The sequence below is a fragment of the Veillonella parvula DSM 2008 genome (assembly GCF_000024945.1).
Lineage (GTDB): Bacteria > Bacillota > Negativicutes > Veillonellales > Veillonellaceae > Veillonella > Veillonella parvula.
This window is the reverse complement of the sequence record NC_013520.1, coordinates 1423231-1445242: the sequence shown is the minus strand read 5'-3', so window position 1 is coordinate 1445242 and position 22012 is coordinate 1423231. Positions and strand designations below refer to the sequence as shown.

Here is a 22012-nt window from a genome sequence, read left to right as displayed (position 1 = left end):
TGAGGTGATTCTTATGAGTAAAGGTGCATCTGGTGTCGACCATGTAGATGGTATGCTGCCAATCCCGCAGTTATTCGCTTATGGTTTACAGCACGTTCTGGCTATGTATGCTGGGGCAGTAGCTGTACCAATTATTATTGCACAAGCTATGCATTTGCCAATTGAAGATTTAATTCGTTTGATTACAGCTGACTTATTTACATGTGGTGTAGCTACATTGATTCAAACATTAGGGTTCGGACCTGTCGGTGGTCGCATTCCTCTTATTCAAGGTGTAACATTTGCTTCTGTAGGTCCAATGATTCTGATTGGTCAGCAGCATGATATTACTACCATTTACGGTGCGATTATCGTAGCTGGTCTCTTTACATTCCTTGTGGCACCATTCTTCAGTCGTTTGATTCGGCTATTCCCACCTGTAGTAACAGGTACTATCATTACTATTATTGGTATCAACTTGATGCCAGTAGCTGTTAACTGGATGGGGGGTGGCGTAGGCAATAAAAACTTTGGCGATCCACTATACATAGCTCTTGGTGTAGCTACATTTGTTCTCGTTGTATTAACTTATCGATTTGGTAAAGGTTTCCTTGGTAATTTGGCAATCTTAGTTGGGCTTATTCTCGGTACAGCCTTAGCTATGATTGTTGGTATTACAGATTTTTCAGAAGTAGGGCGTTCTCAATGGATTTCTGTTGTGACACCATTCTATTTTGGCCTTCCAACCTTTGACTTTGCTTCTATTGTATCTATGATTATTGTAATGCTCGTAGTTATGGTAGAAACAACTGGTGATAGTATTGCAGTTGGAGAAATCGTAGATAAACCTATTGGTCAAAAAGAGTTGGCTGCGGTACTTCGTGCGGATGGCTTGTCCACTATTATTGGTGGTATCCTTAATAGTTTTCCGTATACAGCATTTGCTCAAAACGTAGGTCTTATTGCTGTAACACGTGTTAAGAGTCGTTTCGTTGTAGCAGCATCTGGTGTAATTTTAATTTTATTAGGCCTTTTCCCTAAATTAGCCGCTATCGTAGCTTGTATTCCAAATGCTGTATTAGGCGGTGCTGGGATAGCTATGTTCGGCATGATTATCGCCAGTGGGATTCGTTCTCTTGGTAAAGTTAGTTTCGATGGTAACTATAACCTGATGCTAGTTGCCATTAGTATTGGGGTATCCATGATTCCTCTTGCAGCACCTCAATTCTATACACACTTTCCAGCATGGGCTCAAATTCTTTTGAAGTCTGGTATCACAGCTGGTAGTATAGTCGCTGTTATTTTAAATGTAATGTTTAATGGTTTTGGTTATAAAACTGTTAACGAACCTAATCGTGCGACTCGTAAATATCGTCACTTTACACGATTCAAAGGTTATCCTAAACATTTCTACCAATAAGATATAGTTAGACGAGTTTACTCTCATACGATTATATGTATTGTCTCTCACAGTAGAAACCTTGTTAGTATAGGTAAAACATCAATATATATGTTTTCGTTTGTTAAAAAGACCTCACTCTAATTTGGAGTGAGGTCTTTTTTTATGGAATCGTATACTACTTTGGTATATAATTAAATAATATTATTGCAAAGGAGACGCATTATGAAAGACGAGCGATTTATAGTTACATATAGAATAGAAGCGAGTACATATGAAGAAGCAAAATCAATTGCTTGGGCGGTTCAAGTAGAGCAAACCATAGAATTTCCCTATGAGTTTGTAACGGATCCATACATTAAGGAAACTATTACTGGTCGACTAGAATCTCTTGGACCTATGGTGGAAGATTCTCCATATATCAATGTAGGTGTGATGTCAAATGCTGTAATTGATACCTCTCGTTACTATTTGGCTCGTATTTCATATCATGTAGATACTACAGCTTTAGAAGCAACACAATTTTTAAATGTTGTCTTTGGCAATTCTTCGTTACAGCCTCATATTTGGGTGGTGGATATTGAGCTATGTCCAACACTTTACGATGTGTTTAAGGGCCCACGATTTGGCTTACAGGGGATTCGTCGTTTAGTGGAAACTCCGACGCGCCCAATGATTCAAGCCGTTGTAAAGCCGATGGGAACACCAAATGAGGAATTGGCTCGCATGTGTGGAGCCTATACACGTGGTGGGGCAGATGTCATAAAGGATGATCATGGTATTTCTAATCAGTCCTTCTCTCAATATAAAGATCGTGTAAAACGATGTGCTGCTATGGTACAGGAAATGAATGCTGCACATGGTACACATACTTTATATGCTGCAAACGTATCTGGTGATGGTACAGATGTGTTAGAACGTGCTTATTTTGCTAAAGAGGTTGGTGCTACTGCTCTCATGGTGGCCGCAGGTCTCGTTGGTTTCGGTTGGTTACACAAATTAGCTACTGATGAAAAATTACGATTGCCTATTATTCATCATCCCGCTTATTCTGGTGGATTTGTGAGCTCTGGTGTATCTGGTGTAGCCGATTACTTACAACTAGGTTTATTACCTCGTATTTTTGGGGCTGATATGCCAATCTTCGTATCTTATGGTGGACGCTTTACTTTTACAGAGAAGCAATGCAAGAGAATTTCCTCTTACATTAAACGACCAATGGGCTTGATGAAAGCGGCTTGCCCTGCACCAGGTGGTGGCGTTACAGATGCTCGTCTTAATGAACTTGTTGAGCTGTACGGAAATGATACGATGTTCCTTGTTGGAGGCGATATGTTCCGCAGAGGGCCAGATATTGAGGTTAATATGTCGTATTTTGTAGAGCGTCTGACTAAATTATCTGAAAGAACGTAATAATAGCTTGAATTTAAATGAGTTAATACAATATTTAACTAAATAAATAAGCTATTGACTTTTACAGAAAAAATAGATTTATGATTAAGTATATGGAGTGTTTTGATGAGTGAATCCTCACCGTTGGAGGTCCATGTCCTTGCCAGTGGTAGTAAGGGTAATTGTACAGTGATAAAAAAAGGGAACTCCGTAATATTGCATGATGTAGGCATCAGTTGTCGGCGCATTGTCAATGGGTTAAAAGAATTACATATTGATATGGCACAGGTAGAGGGTATATTTGTCAGTCATGAACATAGTGATCACATTGCGGGACTACAACAATTACTAAAACGATTTGATATTCCTGTGTATACGAAGCAAGGCACCTGGCGTGAAATCCAAGATAAGTTAATCGTACCAAAGAATCGATTAATCGAGCTTACAAAGGGCAGTTTAACGTTGGGGAGTCTAATTGTGGAACCTTTTTCGGTAAGTCATGATGCGGCTGATCCAATTGGTATAAATGTGTTTGCTGGGAACAATAAGGCAACTATTGTCACTGATACAGGCGTGATTTCAGATAATATTTTACGTAGAATTGATGATACGACTCTGTTAGTGCTAGAGGCGAATTATGATCCTCATATGTTGCGATTCGGACCATATCAGCCGTTTTTGAAACAAAGGGTGGCTAGTGATGAAGGTCATTTGAGTAATGAAATGGCTGCGCAAGCACTACTCATGATGAAACGTCCTGATTTTATGCAAGTTATATTGGCCCATCGTTCTGAAAATAATAATAACGCTGTCCTCGTTACCCAAACCATTGGCAAAATGCTTGTTGATGGTGGTGTTCGTATTGGACCTGAAATGAAGTTACAACATGGTCAGCCTAATGAAATTGTGTCCATCCAATCTGTGGAGAGGTAAAAATGAGATTTTATGTAGTCTGTATCGGCAAATTGAAGGATGCTTATTTACGTGAGGGCGTAGCAGAGTTTGTGAAACGTATGCGCCCCTATGGTGGCATTACAATTACAGAGCTGAATGAAAGTAAAATTGGAGATAAGCCGAGTGATGCGGATCGCAAACAAGTCGTTGCAGAAGAAGGAGACCGTTTATTAAAAGCGGTCCCTAAAAATGCGTATACTGTATTACTTGACGTGTATGGCAAACCAATGTCCTCTGAAGAACTCGCTAAGACGGTATCTAAGCTTGAGGTGGATGGTATTAGCGATATGGCTTTCATTATTGGTGGTGCCTTTGGGGTGAGTGATACATTACGTCAGGCTGTAAATTATAAATTATCTTTTAGCCCTATGACTTTTACTCATCAAATGGTTCGATTGCTACTTGTAGAACAAATTTATCGAGCATCAAAAATCAATCGTAATGAACCTTATCATTGGTAGAAGACGTAGACTTAAAAATTATTTGTATAATACTTTCAGAAAAAAAGGAGTTTTATTATACTGTGGCGAATAGTATAATAAAGCAAGATGTATTTGTAAGGAGGAATTCACTATGAAAATCCAAGAAGTAATGAATAAATACCCTGTTACTGTTGGCAAAGATGCGCCGATTTCTGATGTAGCTGATTTATTGGTTAAATATAATTTAACAGCTGTGTCCGTAGTGGATGATGATAATAAGTTGTTAGGTATTATCTCTGAAGGTGATTTACTTTATAAAAAAGTACGTCCTCATGTGCCTCATTATGTTAATGTATTAGGCGCTAGCATCTATTACAATGGCATCGGTGAATATAATGCTCAATTTAAAAAATTATTGGCATCTCACGTTCATGAGTTGATGACTGATGAAGTAATTACAACCACACCGGATAAAGATGTAGAAGAAATTGTATCTGTTATGCTTGATCAACATTTGAAAAATGTGCCAGTTGTAGATAAAGAGTACCGTTTGATTGGAATTTTGTCTCGTCGGGACATTATCAAATTGATTGCTAAAGATAACTAATTGGCATAATTATGTAAAATATGTAAAGACCACCCGTTTTGGGGTGGTCTTTTAGTGCATATTGAGAAGAATTGCATTGACCTTGCATTTATGTTATTATTAGGAGTGCATAATATACTACAGAAATTTGGGCATATTGCCCTTCAAGGAGGACATATTTTAAATGAAAGCAACTGTAAATCCTGTTGATCAACACGTAGTAACGTTAACTATTGAAGTACCTGCAGCAGAAGTAGATAAGGGCATTAAACAAGCTGTAAAACGCATTGCAGGTCAAGTGAACATCCCTGGCTTCCGCAAAGGACATGCGCCTCGCCGTATTTTGGAAATGAACTTCGGTAAAGAAGCTATCTTGGAAGAAGCGTTTGAAGTATTGGCTAGCCAAAACTATAGTACTGCACTTCGTGAAAATGATATCGTGCCTGTATCTGAACCTGAAATCGAACGCGAACAATTCGAAGAAGGCAAAGATTTGATTTTCAAAGCTACTGTAACTAAACGCCCTGAAGTTAAACTTGGCGATTACAAAGGCTTAGAAGCAGATAAACAAGATGCTACAGTATCTGATGAACAAATCGAAGAACAGTTGAACAATATTCGTGAACAACAAGCAAAAATGGTTGTTGCTGAAGAAGGCGCTACAATTCAAAAAGACGACTTTGCAGTAATCGACTTTGCTGGTTCCGTTGATGGTAAACCATTTGATGGTGGTGAAGGTAAATCCTACCCATTACAAATCGGTTCTGGTAGCTTCATTCCTGGCTTCGAAGATCAATTGATTGGCGCTAAAGCTGGTGATGATGTAACTGTAAAAGTAACATTCCCTGAAGACTACTTTGTAGCAGAACTTGCTGGTAAAGAAGCAGAATTCAAAACTCATATCCATGATATTAAACGTAAAGAATTGCCTGAGTTGAATGACGAATTCGCCAAAGAAGCAAGCTCTTACGAAACTATTGAAGAATTGAAAAAAGATCTTCGCACTAAAATGGAAGAAGAGGCTTCCCGTCGTGCAATCGATACTTACAATGCGGACTTGATTCAAACAGCTGTTAAAAATGCAACTGTAGAAATCCCAGAAGTAATGATTGAAGATCGCGTAGAACAAATGATTCAAGAGTTGGCTATGAATATGGAAGGCCGTGGCTTGAAACTTGATGACTACTTGAAATTCTCCAACAAAACTATCGAAGATTTACGCTCTGAATATAAAGATTCCGCAGCTGAAAACGTACGTGCTGATTTAGTATTGGACGCTATCGCAACTGCTGAAGGTATCGAAGTAACTCCAGATGATATGAACCGTGAAATCTTCATTATGGCTCAAAACTTTGGAGCAGATCCTAAAGAAGTTTGGGATATTATTGCAAAAGAAGGTCGTGTAGCTATGTTGGCAGGCTCTGTAGCTCGCAAAAAAGCAGCTCGATTCATTATTGATAATGCAAAAGGCGCTGAAGCGGCAGAATAATAGTTTGCTCAACTAGGTACATGAAAAGGTGATTATATGTATGTACCAATTGTAGTTGAACAAGGTGAACGTGGAGAGCGTTCCTATGATATTTACTCTCGCTTGTTAAAGGATCGCATTATTTTCCTTGGTGGGCCCATCGATGATAATGTGGCAAATGCGGTTATTGCGCAAATGTTATTCTTGGAAGCAGAGGATCCTGATAAGGATATCCATTTGTATATCAATAGCCCTGGCGGTGTTGTAACCGCAGGTATGGCTATTTATGATACAATGCAATATATCAAACCAGATGTGTCTACTATTTGTGTAGGCTCTGCGGCGAGCATGGGTGCTGTACTTTTAACAGCTGGCACTAAAGGTAAACGCTATGCGTTGCCTCATGCACGCATTATGATTCACCAACCATTAGGTGGTGTGCAAGGACAAGCATCTGAAATTGAAATCCATGCCCGTGAGATTCTTCGCATGCGTGAAGAGTTAAATGGTATCTTAGCTTCTCGCAGTGGACAAGATATTGAAGTAGTAGCTCGCGATACAGATCGCGATAACTTCATGAGTGCTCAGGATGCCGTTGAATACGGCTTAATCGATGAGGTACTCACAAGAGAATCTGTAGAAAGCAAGTAATGGAGGCGCCCCTTGGCAAAAGATAAAGATACTATGCGCTGCAGTTTTTGTGGACGCACAAGCGAAGAAGTCCGCAAATTAGTGGCGGGTCCTAACGTGTATATTTGTGACGAATGCGTTGAAGTTTGTGAACGCATCATTGCAGATGAGTTGGGTGCGGTTGAGACGGACGACTTCAATTTAAAAGAATTGCCAACGCCTAGAGAAATTAAAGCTCATCTTGACGAATATGTCATTGGTCAAGATGATGCTAAAATCTCTTTAGCTGTGGCCGTATATAATCACTACAAACGCTTACAAACAGATAATGTAGTAGATGATGTAGAATTACAAAAGGCTAATGTATTGTTCATTGGTCCTACTGGTAGTGGTAAAACACTATTGGCTCAAACCTTAGCGAAAATGCTAGAAGTACCATTTGCTATTGCAGATGCTACAAGCTTAACTGAAGCTGGGTATGTGGGGGAAGATGTAGAAAACATCTTACTCAAAATTATTCAAGCTGCAGATTATGATATAGCTCGGGCTGAACGGGGCATTATCTATATCGATGAAATCGATAAAATTGCTCGTAAGTCTGAAAATCCTTCTATTACACGTGATGTGTCTGGTGAAGGTGTACAACAAGCATTGCTTAAAATCTTAGAAGGTACCGTTGCTTCTGTTCCTCCTCAAGGTGGTAGAAAGCATCCTAATCAAGAAATGCTTCAAATCGACACTACGAATATTCTCTTTATTTGTGGTGGAGCATTTGATGGTATGGACAAGGTTATTACTAAGCGTACCGCTAAGAAAACACTTGGTTTTGGTGCAGATGTACAGCGTAAAGAAGAACGTAATGTATCGGCTATCTTAAAAGATGTTGTACCTGAAGATTTATTAAAATTTGGTTTGATCCCTGAGTTTATTGGACGTTTGCCTGTAATGGTGACATTAGATCAATTAGACAGAGATGCATTAATTCAAATTTTGACAAAGCCTAAAAATGCATTAACAAAACAATATGAAAAAATTCTATCCCTTGATGGTGTAGAGTTAACTTTCACTGAAGATGCATTAGAAGAAATCGCTGATGAAGCATTACAGCGAAAAACAGGTGCTCGTGGTTTGCGTGCTATCATTGAAAAGGTGATGAAACGCGTAATGTTTGAGGTTCCTTCCATGCCGGAAGTAACTAAGTGCATTGTGAATCGTGAATCCGTATTAAGCACAGGTGAACCTATACTCAAAAATGAGGCAGACCAAGACATCCAGTTGAAATCGTAATTCGAAGAAACTCATTTCTGTGTAGGAATGAGTTTCTTTTCATAATATATATACCTGGAGGAAGTATGAATTTACTCGAAGTTGGGATCCCTACCGTACCTCTCAGAGGCATGGTAGTATACCCGAATATCGTGATTCACCTCGATATCGGTCGAGACAAATCCATTAAGGCGGTGGAAGCCGCAATGAATGAGGACCGCATTTTAGCCGTCGTAACTCAAAAAGATGATGCTGTAGATGCACCAACAGTTCATGATTTAGCCCAAATGGGTACATTAGTAAAAATTAAACAAATGTTGCGCTTACCAGGTGGTATAGTACGTGTTCTTGTAGAGGGTATCACTCGTATTCGTCTTATGAATATTACTAGCATGGACCCTTATTATATAGGAGACTATGAACGAGTGGCGTCTGAATTTGAAGACGATGTAGAGCTTGAAGCTTATCGTCGTTTGGTTCAAGCTAAATTTGGCGAATGGGCAGAAGAAGCTAAATCAGTTACTGATGAAGGTGTAACGCGCGTTATGGAATTACGCAATCCTTGTGAATTAGCTGACCAAGTTGCATTTCTATTGCCTATTAATAATTTGAAACGTCAAGAGTTACTTGAAGAATTATCTGTGGCTCGTCGTCTTAACATGATTGTAGGCATTTTAAATATGGAATTACAAATCTCTGATTTGGAAAATTCCATCAATAATCAAGTGCGTCAATCTATGGAAAAAGCGCAGAAGGAATATTTCTTGCGCGAAAAAATCCGCGTTATCCACGATGAGTTGGGTGATAAAGGAGATCCTGAGGAGGAGGCAGAAGAACTACGAGTTAAGTTAAAAGCACTTAACCTAAGTGAAGACGTACATACGCGTATTGATAAAGAAATTTCTCGTTACAGCCGCATGCCTCAATTGATGCCGGAAGCAACAATTTTGCGCAATTACCTAGATTGGGTATTGGCATTACCGTGGAACGAATTAACGGAAGACCGTTTGGATATTAAGGGCGCTCATGCTATGCTCGAGACCGATCATTATGGCCTTGAAAAGGTCAAGAAACGCATTTTAGAATTTTTAGCGGTTCGTAAATTAACTGGTAAAAATAGTGGCTCTATTCTTTGTTTAGTAGGCCCACCAGGCGTTGGTAAAACCTCTTTGGCTACCTCTATTGCTAAAGCAATGAATCGTAAGTTTATCCGTGCATCCTTAGGTGGTGTTCGTGATGAAGCTGAAATTCGTGGACATCGACGTACTTATATTGGTGCTTTACCTGGTCGTATGATTCAGGGGTTAAAAAATGTAGGTACTAAGAATCCTGTATTTTTATTGGATGAAATTGATAAATTAGCATCTGATTATAAAGGCGATCCATCTTCAGCGTTATTAGAGGTATTGGATCCAGAACAAAATAGCACATTTAGTGATCACTTTATTGAAGTACCGTTCGACTTCTCTGAAGTTTTCTGGATTACTACGGCTAACGTAGCATCTAATATTCCTGGTCCATTGTTAGATCGTATGGAAATTATTGAGTTGTCCAGCTATATGGAAGAAGAAAAACTAGAAATTGCTAAGCGTTACTTAACACCTAAGCAAATTAAGAAAAATGGCCTTGAAGATTACAAGGTTAAATTATCTGATGCTGTGTTAAGAAAGGTAATTTCTGAATATACTCGCGAAGCAGGTGTTCGTACTTTAGAGAAAACAATTGCTAAGATTTGCCGTAAGATTGCTTTCAAAGTAGTTGAAGAAGGCGGAGACGCACCAAAAGTCACTACTAAGAATCTTCACGAATTCTTAGGCGCACCAATCTTTGTTGACCAAGAGCGAGAAAAGAAGGCACAAGTTGGCTATGTAAATGGATTAGCTTGGACATCTGTTGGTGGTGTAGTATTACCATGTGAAGCTACAACTATGAATGGTACCGGCAAATTGGCTTTAACTGGTAGTCTCGGCAAGGTTATGCAAGAGTCTGGTCAAGCGGCTATGAGTTATATTCGCCATAATGCAAAAGCCTTAAAGATTGAAGAAGATTTTTATAAAAAGCTTGATATTCACGTTCACTTGCCAGAAGGGGCAACCCCTAAAGATGGTCCTTCTGCAGGTATTACAATGACATTAGCTATGGTATCTATTTTGACTAACCGCAAGGTTCGTTCTGATATTGCCATGACTGGTGAAATCACATTGCGTGGCCGCGTATTACCAATAGGCGGCTTAAAAGAAAAATTATTAGCAGCCTTGTCTCATGGTATTAAAGAGGTGTTGATTCCAAAAGGCAATGAAAAGGATATTGCAGAATTACCTGACATTGTGAAAGAAGGCCTCATCATTACGCCAGTTAAGACAATGGATGAAGTATTAGCAAAGGCACTTGTGTAATGCAAAAGAAGAAAAAATCCACTAAACCAATGGGCCCCAAACCACAATATATACGAAAAGAAGCAAAGGGGCCTCGTATTATAGCTGCAAAATATAATACTTCCTGTGTGAAGGCGGATCAATATCCTGAAGGGGATACCGTAGAAATCGCCTTCCTTGGACGCTCTAATGTGGGCAAGTCTTCGTTGATTAATTCTTTATGTAACTATCGTGGGTTAGCCCTCGTTAGTGGTCAGCCAGGTAAGACTAAGACGATAAACTACTTTGATATTGAATCAAAAGAGGATATTTCTGAAACCGAGGAACGCAGATATAACTGGTTTCTCGTTGACCTTCCTGGTTATGGTTTTGCAAAGACAAATAAAGGAAACCGCAATCTGTGGTCTTCCTTTATTGCCGATTATATTTTACATTCTGAACGATTGATGTTGTTGTGTTTACTTATCGATGGTCGCCATCCTGAAATGGCCATTGATAAGGTGGCCTTTGATTGGCTCGTCGAAGCCGGTGTTCCGTTACAAATTGTAGTGACCAAGGCCGATAAATTGACGGCTAAAGAAAAGTCTGTAAACTTGTCTATTATTAAAGAGCTATATCCAACGGCTACCCCGCCGATTTTGTACAGCTCTTTAAAGCATACTGGACGTGAGCTTTTACAACAACGAATCAATAAAATTTTGGTAGGAGATGAAGCATGAGTCAAACGAACGAATTAGAGATTATGGAACGCATTGCTCTAGATTTAGAGCGTGTCGAAGAGTCTCTTGCATCATCTTTTAATACCGGTGCAGAGGACTTCAATGCACTGATTCGACCGTTATCAGCAGCAGGTGGTAAGCGTTTGCGCGCTCAATTGTGTCTATTGATTGCCAATGCAGGTACATCTATAGAGCGTCAACGCATTAAAATTGCTGAGGCTGTTGAAATGCTTCATTTAGCAACACTTATCCATGACGATGTTTTAGATCAAGCTGAAATTCGCCGTGGGGAGGATACAATTCACATGCATAAAGGTAATAAGGTAGCTATCCTTAGTGGTGATTATTTATTTGCCAAAGCATTTAAAATCGTATCTGAAATGACGAATATGAAGTATCTTCAAGTATTCTCTCATATTATTACATGCCTCGTAGAAGGTGAGTTCATGCAAATGGAAGATGTATATCGCATTGATCAAGGCATAGAGCGTTATATGATAAAGACGCAAAAGAAAACAGCAGACTTTATGGAAGGCTGTATGGAGCTTGGTGGTCTCTTAGGAGATTGGCAAGAGGATGAAATCATAGAGTTGAAAAAATATGGTCATGCATTAGGCATGGCATTCCAAATTACAGACGATATTATGGATTATCGTGAAACAACGGAAACGACAGGAAAGCCTGTAGGGAACGATCTTCGAGAAGGACTATTGACGTATCCGTTATTAAGTATCGTTAACGATGGTAATAAAGATAAATTGCTTGAAGATATTAAAGGCTTAAATAATGGTGGTAATGAGCAAGACATTATTGATTATGTTATTGCTCAAGGTGGAATTGATAATACATTAGCTGTAGCTGATAAATATTGTAAAGATGCTCTAGCGGCACTCGCTGCAGTGCGTGATTTCCCAGGGAAGGAATTCCTTGTGATGGCTGTAGAAAATCTGGCTGATAGAAAGGTATAATATGGAACCATTCGAACCAAAATCGGATTTCGAATATCCCATGCAAAAACCTTCTTTTGATAGTGTAGTTCGTCAAAAACGGCGTGAAGCAGAACAAAAGTCTGAGCAAGAACGATATAAGGTGGCAACTCAACACATTCCTGAGGATGTGGAAGATGAACCAGTTTATACGGCTATAGAGCAGAAGATGATGGATGAAGCAAGGGAATTGTCTCTTGTAGGACATCTTTCAGAGCTGCGAAAACGATTGATTATAATAGCTGTAGCGGTTATTGTGGGAACTTGTATTTCTTATTATTATGTAGACTTATTATTGGAAATACTCCTAAAACCGGCTGGCAAGCTCTATTATATGAGACCTACTGAAGCATTTTTTACATATATGAAGGTGTCTGTTGTAGGTGGCTTAGTCATAGCCGCTCCCATTATATTGCATCAGATTTGGCTATTTGTTAAGCCTGCACTAACTGTGCGAGAAAAGCAGCTATCTAACTGGATCTTACCAGTAGCAATTGGTCTATTCGGGATAGGTATTGTATTTTCTTATTTTCTCGTATTGCCTGCAGCGGTGAAGTTCTTTATGGGCTTTGCTACAGATGAATTACAACCGATGTTTTCTATTGGTCAGTATATGGACTTTGTATTATCCTTTGTACTGCCCTTTGGATTTATCTTTGAGTTGCCGTTGATCTTAATTATTTTGGGATATTTCAACTTAATCACATCACGCTTTTTAAAAACGAAGCGAAAGATATTTATTCTTATATCCTTTATCATAGGTGCTGTCATTTCACCTACACCAGATATGTTTTCTCAAACGATGATTGCATTACCTATGATATTGCTATATGAAACAAGCCTATTTGTATTGGCTAAGATTATGAAGCGCTAAGGAGTCTTTTAGGAGGAACGATGAAAACCTACGAAAATTTAACCACATATAATCCTGGTGAAATAGAAGGCAAATGGTATTCTTATTGGGAAAATCAAGGATACTTTCACGAAGAAGTAGACACGAATAAAGAGCCATTTAGTATCGTATTACCACCTCCTAATGTAACTGGTATGTTGCATATGGGGCATGCCCTTGATAACACATTACAAGACATCCTCATCCGTTTCAAACGCATGCAAGGCTACAATGTATTGTGGATGCCAGGTACAGACCACGCTGGTATTGCTACACAAATCAAAGTAGAAGAGATGCTTGCTAAAGAAGAAGGAAAATCTCGCTATGATTTGGGCCGTGAAAAATTCGTAGAGCGCGTGTGGGAATGGAAAAAAGAATATGGTGATACTATTGTAAAACAAATCCGTAGCCTTGGCGCATCCTGTGATTGGACCCGTGAGCGATTTACTTTGGATGAAGGGTATTACCATGCAGTGCGCGAAGTATTTGTAAGCCTTTATGAAAAAGGGTTGATCTATCGCGGTGAACGCATCATCAACTGGTGTCCTCGTTGTGCCACTGCGTTATCTGATGTTGAAGTTGAGCATGAAGACGAACATGGCCATTTATGGCATATTAAATATCCTGTAAAAGGTGAAGATAATCGTTTTGTTGTTGTTGCTACAACTCGTCCAGAAACAATGTTTGGTGACGTAGCAGTAGCAGTAAATCCTGATGATGATCGTTATAAAGATCTCATTGGTAAAACATTGATCTTGCCATTTGTTAATCGAGAAATTCCTGTAATTGCCGATGACTATGTAGATGCTAGCTTCGGTACAGGCTGTGTAAAAATTACACCTGCTCATGACCCTAATGACTTTGAAATGGGCCAACGTCATAATTTGGAATCCATCGTTGTTATGAACAATGATGCAACAATGAATGAAGGTGCTGGCAAATTTAATGGCTTACCTCGTGAAGAAGCGCGTAAACAAGTAGTAGCAGAACTCAAAGAATTAGGCCTACTTGAAAAAATTGATGATCATGACCATGCAGTAGGTCATTGCTCCCGTTGTAATACAATCATCGAACCAATGGTATCTAAACAATGGTTCGTAGATATGAAACCATTAGCAGAGCCAGCTCTTAAGGTTGTTAAAGACCACGAAGTAGAGTTCGTTCCTGAACGTTTTACAAAAACATATGTGAACTGGCTTGAAAATATCCGCGATTGGACTATTTCTCGTCAATTGTGGTGGGGCCATCGCATTCCTGCATGGTATTGTGATGACTGTGGTGAAACTATCGTTAGTCGTGAAGATATTACAGAATGTCCTCATTGCCACGGTCATGTTACACAAGATCCAGATGTTCTTGATACATGGTTTAGCTCTGGTTTATGGCCATTTGCTACAATGGGGTGGCCTAAGCAAACTCCAGAACTTAAGCAATGGTATCCAACAAGTGTGCTTGTAACTGGTTACGATATCATCTTCTTCTGGGTTGCTCGTATGATCTTTATGGCTCTTGAGTTTGAACATGAAATCCCATTTAAACATGTATTTATTCATGGCCTTGTTCGCGACAGCCAGGGCCGTAAAATGAGTAAATCCTTGGGTAATGGTATTAATCCGCTTGAAGTTATCGACCAATATGGTGCTGATGCATTGCGCTTTACTCTTGTAACTGGCAACACACCTGGTAACGATATGCGTTTCTATATGGAACGTGTTGAGGCTAACCGTAACTTTGCCAATAAGATTTGGAATGCATCAAAATTTGTATTGATGAACCTTACAAATTATGATGAAAGTTTCGTTCCAACAGCAGATGATTTGACATTAGCAGACCAATGGATTGTTCAGAAATACAATGAAACAGTACAAAGCGTAACATCTAATCTCGATAAATTCGAACTTGGTGAAGCTGCGAGTTCCGTATATGACTTCATTTGGAATACGTACTGCGATTGGTACATTGAATTAGCGAAACCTCGTTTGTATAGTGAAAGCAACGAACGTGATCGTCGTACAGTTCAATATTTACTTGTAACAATCTTACGTCACATGCTCGAATTATTGCATCCATTCATGCCGTTTGTAACTGAACATATTTGGCAACATTTGCCACATGAAGGGGACAGCATCGTTGTTACTAAATGGCCTGAAGCATTGAAATTCGATAATCTTGAAGGGGCAGCACGTCAAATGGAAGTTATGATGGATGCTATCAAAGGTATTCGTAACATGCGTGCTGAAATGAATGTGCCTTTAGGTAAAAAAGCTGAGGTTATCGTAGCGCCAACAGATGAAGCATTAGCTAAAACTGTAGCAGAACATAGTGACTACTTTGTAACATTGGCTTGGGCTGAGAAAGTAACAATTCTTGGTACCGATGATCCAAAACCAGAAAATGCGACTGTAACCGTTGTCAATGGTATGGAAGTATATCTCTTACTTAAAGACTTGATCGACGGTGAAAAAGAAAGAGAGCGTATTGCAAAGGAAAAAATTCAAATGAAAAAAGAAATTTCTCGTTTGGAAGGTAAATTGTCTAACCAAGGCTTCTTAGCAAAAGCTCCTGAAGCTGTAGTAGCAAAAGAAAAAGAAAAGTTAGAAGAATATAAACAAAAACAACAAGCGTTATTGGAACGTGAAGCGTTCCTTGAAACCTTATAATAGGAGGTTTATATGACATATCAGGAGGCCTTAGCCTATTTGGAGCAGGCATCTTCATTTGGTATTAAACCTGGCCTTGAACGAATTACGGCTCTTATGGATGTGTTAGGGAATCCACAAGAAGATTATAAAATTGTTCATGTTACAGGTACAAATGGTAAGGGCTCGGTTACCTCATATATTTCCTACGCACTGTTTACAAGTGGATTACGGGTGGGGCGATTTACATCGCCTCACCTTCAATCCTATACGGAGCGTATTCAAATTAATGATGGAAATATAACAGAGGAAGCCTTTGGGGAATTAATCAGTCGTGTTAAAGGTGCAGTAGACACTATTGTTAGTAATGGCATAGAAGCGCCTACACAATTTGAAATGCTGACGGCTGCTGCATTCTTGTTCTTTAAAGAACAAGGTGTAGATTATGCTGTGGTAGAAGTCGGATTAGGTGGCTTACTAGACTCTACGAACATCGTTACTCCTAAAGTATCTGTTATTACTAATGTAACAATAGATCATCAAGCATATTGTGGTGATACTGTCGAGGAAATTGCACGCCATAAAGCGGGGATTATTAAACCTAAGGTGCCTGTAGTGACAGCTGCACAAGATACACCTCTTAATATCATTGAGGACGTAGCTAAAAAACAACATGCCAAGCTTTATGTTTTTAATAAAGATTTTGGTATTGATAGCCGCAGCGCTGTAACGGGTGGTCAAATGATTACGGTTAGTACTAACGATGCTGCACCTGCTATGTTGTTTACGACGATGGCTGGCATTCACCAATCTGTAAATCTCGCTTGTGCATTGATGGCGGTACGCCTGTTAATGAAAGAGGATACGAACATCAGTGAAGAAACGATGCGTGAAGGCTTTGCCCGCACTACGTGGGCGGGGCGCTTTGAAGTTAAACGAGGCTTAGATCGTACCTTTATATTTGATGGTGCTCATAATGCGGCAGGGGCTGAGTCTTTTGCCATGACGTATGACGAGTTGTTTAAGGATAGCCCAAAAACGATTGTAATGGCTATTCTTAAAGATAAAGATCAAGAGGCTATTATCCGTGAAGTGGTTAAAGTGGGTGACACAGTGCTCGTTGTGCCCGCACCAACCGATAGAACGGAAGTACCGGAAACCTTGGTTGAAATGATTCGCCGTACTGTACCAAAGGCGACGGCTCAAACTGCAGACTCTATTGAGGCTGCATTAGCATTGGCTTACAAACATACAAAGACTGGTGATATCATTGCTGTATGTGGTTCTTTATATATTCTAGGGGATGCTCGTCAGTGGTTTTTCCATGAGATGAGTCATTGAGGTGAGAATATGGAACTCTCACTCATTCCTAATCAGAAACGACTTACCTTTTATATTGAACGATTAATCTATGGTGTCGTTATTGCGATGCCTCTTCAACCAATGGTGGGAGATGTACTTCTCTGGTTGGCTATAGGTCTAGCATTATATGATTTGATTTCTAGTAAATCATTGAGTTTGCCAACAGGCTATCTATCTTGGACTGTTATGATCTTTGTTATCTGGACAGGTATATCGTCATTAATGTCCCCAAACTGGGATTGGTCAATTCAGAGCTGGTTCTACCAAATTGTAGCGGGTGGGGGCATGTACTATTTAGTTCGTACCTATATCCGAACACCTAAACAGTGGAACTATTTTCTTCGTGCCTTTTTAGGTACAGCCGTTCTTGTATGCATTATTGGGGCCTATCAGTATATATTTGTTCCCAATATACATATAAAAGAATGGGTTGATGCAGCACAATTCCCTAAATTGATGCGTCGAATGGCGTCTACATTGCAAAATCCTAACTTGTTAGGGGCTTATCTATTGATGGTACTAAGTGTATGTATTAGCTATATTCTTGTTTATATGAAAGAGAATCGTACTCGTGAAGTTGTTACAATGCTGATTATTGGTGTTGTATTATTTTTAACGATGTTGTTAACCTATTCGCGTGGTATTTGGATTAGTTTTGCGGCCATGATTCTGTATTGGGCTATTTTCGTAGAACGAAGACTATTCTTATCCTTGTTAGTGGTACCGTTAATTCTATACTTCTATGAAGGGGAAGTTGCTTCGCGACTTTGGTCTATATTCCAAGGTCATGATACGTCATCAGATCTTCGCTGGGCTCTATGGGACAGCACAATGTATATCGTACGAGAAAATCCAATCTTTGGTATTGGGTGGAATACATTCTACTTAGTTTATCCAGAGTATAACTATTACATTCAAGGTCCTAATGTGTTGATGTATCATGCCCATAATTTATATTTAAATATATTGGCTGAAACAGGTATTCCTGGCTTGCTATCATTCCTAGCAGTTATCGTCGGTCATGTTGTTACATCTGTTCGTTTGAAAGGGGATATGTTCCGACAAGCTGCACAGATAGGTATAGGTGCTTTAGCTATCGGAGTTCTTTTTAGTGGATTGTCTGATTTTGAGCTCTATAGCCATCAAGTTACTATTGTTTTTTGGCAGCTCCTTGGTTGGGTTGGGGCCTTTGTGAAAGTACAACTCTCCACGAAGAATCATATGTAAAAAGTATATTTTGTATAATCAGTAAGTTTTATGGTAGCGATACAATTTCATAGTATGGTATAATTTATACATACCTTAGCAGGGTAAGCTTACGTATATTTAACCGGTTTTCTAATGTTAGAATAATTGAACATTATTGCTTGCATTTGAAAACCGGTTTTTTGTATATCTATATCTTTATAGGAGGTGTAGCGGTCAGTTTTTGTATATATTATTTTTTTTATATTGATAAGACTCTATATGTTGTATTGAGATAGTTCGATATACATAAAAAACAACAATATATACTATTAAATTGATAATTCCTGTGAGTTATATCGGTGTGAATAAAACTTATGTGAAAATGTAAAAACCTATGCGTTTTAGTCATAATGTACGGTCGAGGTGTGATAAAAAATACATTTTAGTCATATAAGTTGACAATACATTGGATGTGGACTACGATGAAGTCGGTTTAAGGAACGTATTAGACCAAAGAGATTCAATTGTCGTTTAACAATGTTACTCTTAAAGGAGATGGTTATGGTGATAGACATCAAAGACCGCGTAAAAAATGTGGACCTGCAAGGTAAAATTGTCACTGCTTATGATGCAGCTCAGTTGATTAACCCTAATGATAAAGTTGGTATTTCCGGCTTTACACCATCGGGTTATGCAAAAGTTGTGCCATTGGCATTGGCAGAAAGAATGGAAAAAGAACCATTCAAAATTGATTTGTGGACAGGTGCTTCCGTAGGTGATGAAGCTGATGGTGCGTTAACTCGTGCTAATGGTATTAATCGCCGCTTTCCATATCAAACCAATAAAGATATGAGAAAGGCTTTAAATGGTGGAGATGTTAAATACATCGATATGCATTTAAGCACAATGGCACAAAATATTCGTTATGGATTTTTCGGGGATTTAGATGTAGCAATTATTGAAGTATGTCAAATCAACGAAGATGGTTCTTTAGTACCGACTACTTCTGTTGGTAATTCTCCAACATTTGTTAGTCAAGCTAAAAAGGTTATCGTAGAGGTAAATGTATCTCAACCATTATCTTTAGTTGGTATGCATGATATCTATGAACCGTTGGATCCACCACATCGTAAACCAATTCCGTTGGAACAGGCCGGCGATCGTATCGGTACAGAAGCAATACCTTGTGATCCTAGCAAAATCATTGCTGTGGTTCCAAGTGATGTACCTGATACAACAAGACCTTTAGCTGCTATTGATGATGATGCAAAGGCAATGAGTCAACATCTTATCAAATTCTTTGAACAAGAAATTGCAGAAGGTCGTTTGCCTAAAAACTTGCTTCCATTGCAATCCGGCGTGGGCTCTGTAGCAAATGCGGTAATCAGTGGCTTGGCTCAAGGGCCTTTCACAGATTTATCTATTTATACAGAAGTAATTCAAGACGGTATGTTTGACTTAATCGATGCTGGTAAAGTAACTGTATGTTCCGGTACTGCATTGAGTCCCTCTCCAGATGGATTGAAACGTTTCTATGCGAATATTGATGAATATCGTAAAAAAATAATTCTTCGTCCGCAAGAAATTTCCAATAACCCTGGTATTGCTCGTCGTATTGGTGTCATTGCCATGAATACCGCTATCGAATTTGATATTTTTGGCAATGTAAATTCTACTCATATTATGGGTAGCAAAATGATGAATGGTGTTGGTGGTTCTGGTGATTTTGCACGTAGTGCATATCTCACTATCTTCTGTACTAACTCCGTTGCTAAAAATGGCGACATCAGTTCTATCGTTCCATATGTATCCCATGTGGATCATCCAGAACATGACACTATGATTTTCTGTACAGAACAAGGTGTTGCTGACTGTCGTGGTTTAAGTCCAGTGGAAAGAGCTCGTTTGATTATTGAAAAATGTGCTCACCCAGACTACAAACCTATGTTAACTGAATACCTAGAAAAAGCATTAGCTGCAACAAAGAATGCCCATACACCAATGTTGCTTGATGAAGCTCTTTCTTGGCATAAACGCTTCACAGAAACTGGAAGCATGAAAAAATAACCTGTTTTTTTTAGGAGGATGATGAAAACATGGCTTACGAAAACTTAAAAGCCCAAATTGCTGAGTACAACAAACTTTGTGACGAAAAATGCGCAAAAACTCCAGAACGTCAAAACTTAAAATACAACCGTGTGTATACACCAGTTGATATTGAAGGCTTTGACTATGAACGCGATTTGGGAATGCCTGGCGAATTCCCTTATACTCGTGGCGTACAACCTACTATGTACCGTGGTCGTTTCTGGACAATGCGTATGTATGCAGGCTTCGCTACAGCTGAAGAATCTAACAAACGTTACCGCTACCTAATCGAATCTGGTGCAACAGGCTTGTCCTGTGCATTCGATTTGCCAACTCAAATCGGTTATGACTCTGATGATGTTATGGCTGAAGGCGAAGTTGGTAAAGTAGGTGTAGCGATTGACTCTTTGGCAGATATGGAAATCTTGTTCGATGGCATCGACCTTGGCAAAGTATCCACTTCCATGACAATCAACGCTCCAGCATCCGTTTTGTTGGCAATGTATATCGCAGTAGCTGAAAAACAAGGTGTACCTTCCACAGAATTGAAAGGTACTATTCAAAATGATATTTTGAAAGAATATGCAGCTCGTGGTACTTACATTTTCCCTCCAAAACCATCTATGCGTTTGATCACTAATATCTTCGAATATTGTTCTCAATACGTTCCAAAATGGAATACAATTTCTATTTCCGGTTACCACATCCGTGAAGCAGGTTCCACAGCAGCACAAGAAATCGCATTCACAATTGCTGATGGTATCGCATACGTAGAAGCAGCTTTGAAAGCTGGTCTTGATGTTGATACATTTGCTGGTCGTCTTTCCTTCTTCTGGAATGCTCATAATAATGTACTTGAAGAAGTTGCTAAATTCCGCGCATCTCGTCGCTTATGGGCAACAATCATGAAAGAACGTTTTGGTGCTAAAAAACCAAAATCCATGATGCTTCGTGTACATACTCAAACAGCTGGCTCCATGTTGACTGCACAACAAGTTGATAACAACATTGTTCGTGTTGCTCTTCAAACTGCAGCTGCTGTAATGGGCGGTACTCAATCCTTACATACAAACTCTCGTGACGAAGCTTTGGCTCTTCCTACAGAAGCATCTGTACAAGTAGCTCTTCGTACTCAACAAATCGTGGCTTACGAATCTGGTTTGGCTGACGTAGTTGACCCATTGGGCGGCTCCTACTATGTTGAAGCTATGACTAACGCTATCTATGACGAAGCTATGGCATACATCAAGAAAATTGATGAAATGGGCGGCGCTGTAGTAGCAATCGAAAAAGGCTACATCCAAAAAGAAATTCAAGAATCCGCTTACAAATGGCAAATGGAAGTTGAATCTGGCTTGCGCACAATCGTTGGCGTAAACAAATTCCAAGTTGAAGAAGAAGCTCCAAAAGACTTGCTTCGCGTAGACGCTTCCGTAGGTGCTAACCAATCTAAGAAAACTCAAGCAGTTCGTGCTAACCGCGATCAAGCCGCAGTTGATAAAGCCTTAGCTGATTTGAAAGCTGGCGCAGCTGACGAATCTGTTAACTTGATGCCATTAATTCTTGCAGCAGTTAAAACATATGCTACTTTGGGTGAAATTTGTAATGTATTGCGCGAAGTATTCGGTGAATACGAAGCTCATTCTACATTATAATATCGGCTGATT

General features: G+C 39.3%; 17 protein-coding genes. All 17 read left to right on the top strand.

Going from position 1 to position 22012, the window contains the following annotated elements; all coding sequences use genetic code 11:
* The first annotated feature begins 13 nt into the window (after nucleotides 1-13).
* The 17 genes from VPAR_RS06375 to VPAR_RS06295 all read left to right on the top strand — a co-directional run bounded on the left by VPAR_RS06375 (nucleotide 14) and on the right by VPAR_RS06295 (nucleotide 22000).
* Nucleotides 14-1399 (top strand): nucleobase:cation symporter-2 family protein, encoded by a 1386-nt coding sequence (locus VPAR_RS06375; protein WP_004696527.1) that lies wholly within the window; start codon nucleotides 14-16, stop codon nucleotides 1397-1399.
* 204 nt (nucleotides 1400-1603) lie between these two features.
* A complete protein-coding gene (locus VPAR_RS06370; protein ID WP_012864615.1) occupies nucleotides 1604-2791 on the top strand; it encodes a RuBisCO large subunit C-terminal-like domain-containing protein in 1188 nt (395 codons plus the stop codon).
* Between the two features lie 105 nt (nucleotides 2792-2896).
* The gene (locus VPAR_RS06365; protein WP_012864614.1) at nucleotides 2897-3703 is read left to right on the top strand and encodes an MBL fold metallo-hydrolase; all 807 of its coding nucleotides are present in this window, start codon (nucleotides 2897-2899) and stop codon (nucleotides 3701-3703) included.
* 2 nt (nucleotides 3704-3705) lie between these two features.
* Complete coding sequence (gene rlmH, locus VPAR_RS06360; RefSeq protein WP_012864613.1) at nucleotides 3706-4185, top strand: 23S rRNA (pseudouridine(1915)-N(3))-methyltransferase RlmH; 480 nt, start codon at nucleotides 3706-3708, stop codon at nucleotides 4183-4185.
* Nucleotides 4186-4297: 112 nt separating this feature from the next.
* Complete coding sequence (locus tag VPAR_RS06355) at nucleotides 4298-4753, top strand: CBS domain-containing protein (protein ID WP_004696521.1); 456 nt, start codon at nucleotides 4298-4300, stop codon at nucleotides 4751-4753.
* Between the two features lie 163 nt (nucleotides 4754-4916).
* Nucleotides 4917-6221 (top strand): trigger factor, encoded by a 1305-nt coding sequence (tig, locus tag VPAR_RS06350; protein ID WP_012864612.1) that lies wholly within the window; start codon nucleotides 4917-4919, stop codon nucleotides 6219-6221.
* Between the two features lie 36 nt (nucleotides 6222-6257).
* Nucleotides 6258-6851, top strand: a complete 594-nt coding sequence (gene clpP, locus VPAR_RS06345; RefSeq protein WP_012864611.1) for an ATP-dependent Clp endopeptidase proteolytic subunit ClpP — start codon at nucleotides 6258-6260, stop codon at nucleotides 6849-6851.
* A 12-nt stretch (nucleotides 6852-6863) separates the two neighbouring features.
* Entirely contained in the window at nucleotides 6864-8117 is a 1254-nt protein-coding gene (gene clpX / locus VPAR_RS06340) for an ATP-dependent protease ATP-binding subunit ClpX (RefSeq protein ID WP_008601448.1), read from the top strand.
* A gap of 65 nt (nucleotides 8118-8182) precedes the next feature.
* A complete protein-coding gene (lon, locus tag VPAR_RS06335) occupies nucleotides 8183-10492 on the top strand; it encodes an endopeptidase La (protein ID WP_012864610.1) in 2310 nt (769 codons plus the stop codon).
* On the top strand, nucleotides 10492-11190 hold the full coding sequence (gene yihA / locus VPAR_RS06330; RefSeq protein ID WP_012864609.1) for a ribosome biogenesis GTP-binding protein YihA/YsxC: 699 nt from the start codon (nucleotides 10492-10494) through the stop codon (nucleotides 11188-11190). The genes lon and yihA overlap by 1 nt, the downstream gene beginning before the upstream one ends.
* A complete protein-coding gene (locus VPAR_RS06325) occupies nucleotides 11187-12158 on the top strand; it encodes a polyprenyl synthetase family protein (protein ID WP_012864608.1) in 972 nt (323 codons plus the stop codon). Before yihA ends, VPAR_RS06325 begins: the two co-directional genes overlap by 4 nt.
* Nucleotide 12159: 1 nt before the next feature.
* Nucleotides 12160-13050, top strand: a complete 891-nt coding sequence (tatC, locus tag VPAR_RS06320; protein ID WP_012864607.1) for a twin-arginine translocase subunit TatC — start codon at nucleotides 12160-12162, stop codon at nucleotides 13048-13050.
* Nucleotides 13051-13070: 20 nt separating this feature from the next.
* Nucleotides 13071-15728, top strand: coding sequence for a valine--tRNA ligase (locus VPAR_RS06315; protein WP_012864606.1), 2658 nt, complete (start codon nucleotides 13071-13073; stop codon nucleotides 15726-15728).
* Between the two features lie 12 nt (nucleotides 15729-15740).
* Complete coding sequence (locus tag VPAR_RS06310; protein ID WP_012864605.1) at nucleotides 15741-17048, top strand: bifunctional folylpolyglutamate synthase/dihydrofolate synthase; 1308 nt, start codon at nucleotides 15741-15743, stop codon at nucleotides 17046-17048.
* 9 nt (nucleotides 17049-17057) lie between these two features.
* Nucleotides 17058-18296: an O-antigen ligase family protein gene (locus tag VPAR_RS06305; protein ID WP_012864604.1), complete on the top strand. Its 1239-nt coding sequence runs from the start codon at nucleotides 17058-17060 to the stop codon at nucleotides 18294-18296.
* 522 nt (nucleotides 18297-18818) lie between these two features.
* The gene (gene scpC, locus VPAR_RS06300; RefSeq protein ID WP_012864603.1) at nucleotides 18819-20324 is read left to right on the top strand and encodes a succinyl-CoA:acetate CoA-transferase ScpC; all 1506 of its coding nucleotides are present in this window, start codon (nucleotides 18819-18821) and stop codon (nucleotides 20322-20324) included.
* A 29-nt stretch (nucleotides 20325-20353) separates the two neighbouring features.
* Nucleotides 20354-22000 carry an acyl-CoA mutase large subunit family protein gene (locus VPAR_RS06295; protein WP_004696495.1) on the top strand — a complete coding sequence of 549 codons (1647 nt, stop codon included), beginning with the start codon at nucleotides 20354-20356 and terminating at the stop codon, nucleotides 21998-22000.
* Nucleotides 22001-22012: the final 12 nt, after the last annotated feature.

What these genes read in the sequence shown, in the direction of transcription:
- VPAR_RS06305 (WP_012864604.1), top strand. Translation starts at nt 17,058, where the DNA reads ATGGAACTCTCACTCATTCCTAATCAGAAACGACTTACCTTTTATATT.
- tig (WP_012864612.1), top strand. Translation starts at nt 4,917, where the DNA reads ATGAAAGCAACTGTAAATCCTGTTGATCAACACGTAGTAACGTTAACT.
- scpC (WP_012864603.1), top strand. Translation starts at nt 18,819, where the DNA reads ATGGTGATAGACATCAAAGACCGCGTAAAAAATGTGGACCTGCAAGGT.
- VPAR_RS06295 (WP_004696495.1), top strand. Translation starts at nt 20,354, where the DNA reads ATGGCTTACGAAAACTTAAAAGCCCAAATTGCTGAGTACAACAAACTT.
- yihA (WP_012864609.1), top strand. Translation starts at nt 10,492, where the DNA reads ATGCAAAAGAAGAAAAAATCCACTAAACCAATGGGCCCCAAACCACAA.
- VPAR_RS06370 (WP_012864615.1), top strand. Translation starts at nt 1,604, where the DNA reads ATGAAAGACGAGCGATTTATAGTTACATATAGAATAGAAGCGAGTACA.
- rlmH (WP_012864613.1), top strand. Translation starts at nt 3,706, where the DNA reads ATGAGATTTTATGTAGTCTGTATCGGCAAATTGAAGGATGCTTATTTA.
- VPAR_RS06355 (WP_004696521.1), top strand. Translation starts at nt 4,298, where the DNA reads ATGAAAATCCAAGAAGTAATGAATAAATACCCTGTTACTGTTGGCAAA.
- VPAR_RS06365 (WP_012864614.1), top strand. Translation starts at nt 2,897, where the DNA reads ATGAGTGAATCCTCACCGTTGGAGGTCCATGTCCTTGCCAGTGGTAGT.
- lon (WP_012864610.1), top strand. Translation starts at nt 8,183, where the DNA reads ATGAATTTACTCGAAGTTGGGATCCCTACCGTACCTCTCAGAGGCATG.
- VPAR_RS06325 (WP_012864608.1), top strand. Translation starts at nt 11,187, where the DNA reads ATGAGTCAAACGAACGAATTAGAGATTATGGAACGCATTGCTCTAGAT.
- VPAR_RS06375 (WP_004696527.1), top strand. Translation starts at nt 14, where the DNA reads ATGAGTAAAGGTGCATCTGGTGTCGACCATGTAGATGGTATGCTGCCA.
- tatC (WP_012864607.1), top strand. Translation starts at nt 12,160, where the DNA reads ATGGAACCATTCGAACCAAAATCGGATTTCGAATATCCCATGCAAAAA.
- VPAR_RS06310 (WP_012864605.1), top strand. Translation starts at nt 15,741, where the DNA reads ATGACATATCAGGAGGCCTTAGCCTATTTGGAGCAGGCATCTTCATTT.
- VPAR_RS06315 (WP_012864606.1), top strand. Translation starts at nt 13,071, where the DNA reads ATGAAAACCTACGAAAATTTAACCACATATAATCCTGGTGAAATAGAA.
- clpP (WP_012864611.1), top strand. Translation starts at nt 6,258, where the DNA reads ATGTATGTACCAATTGTAGTTGAACAAGGTGAACGTGGAGAGCGTTCC.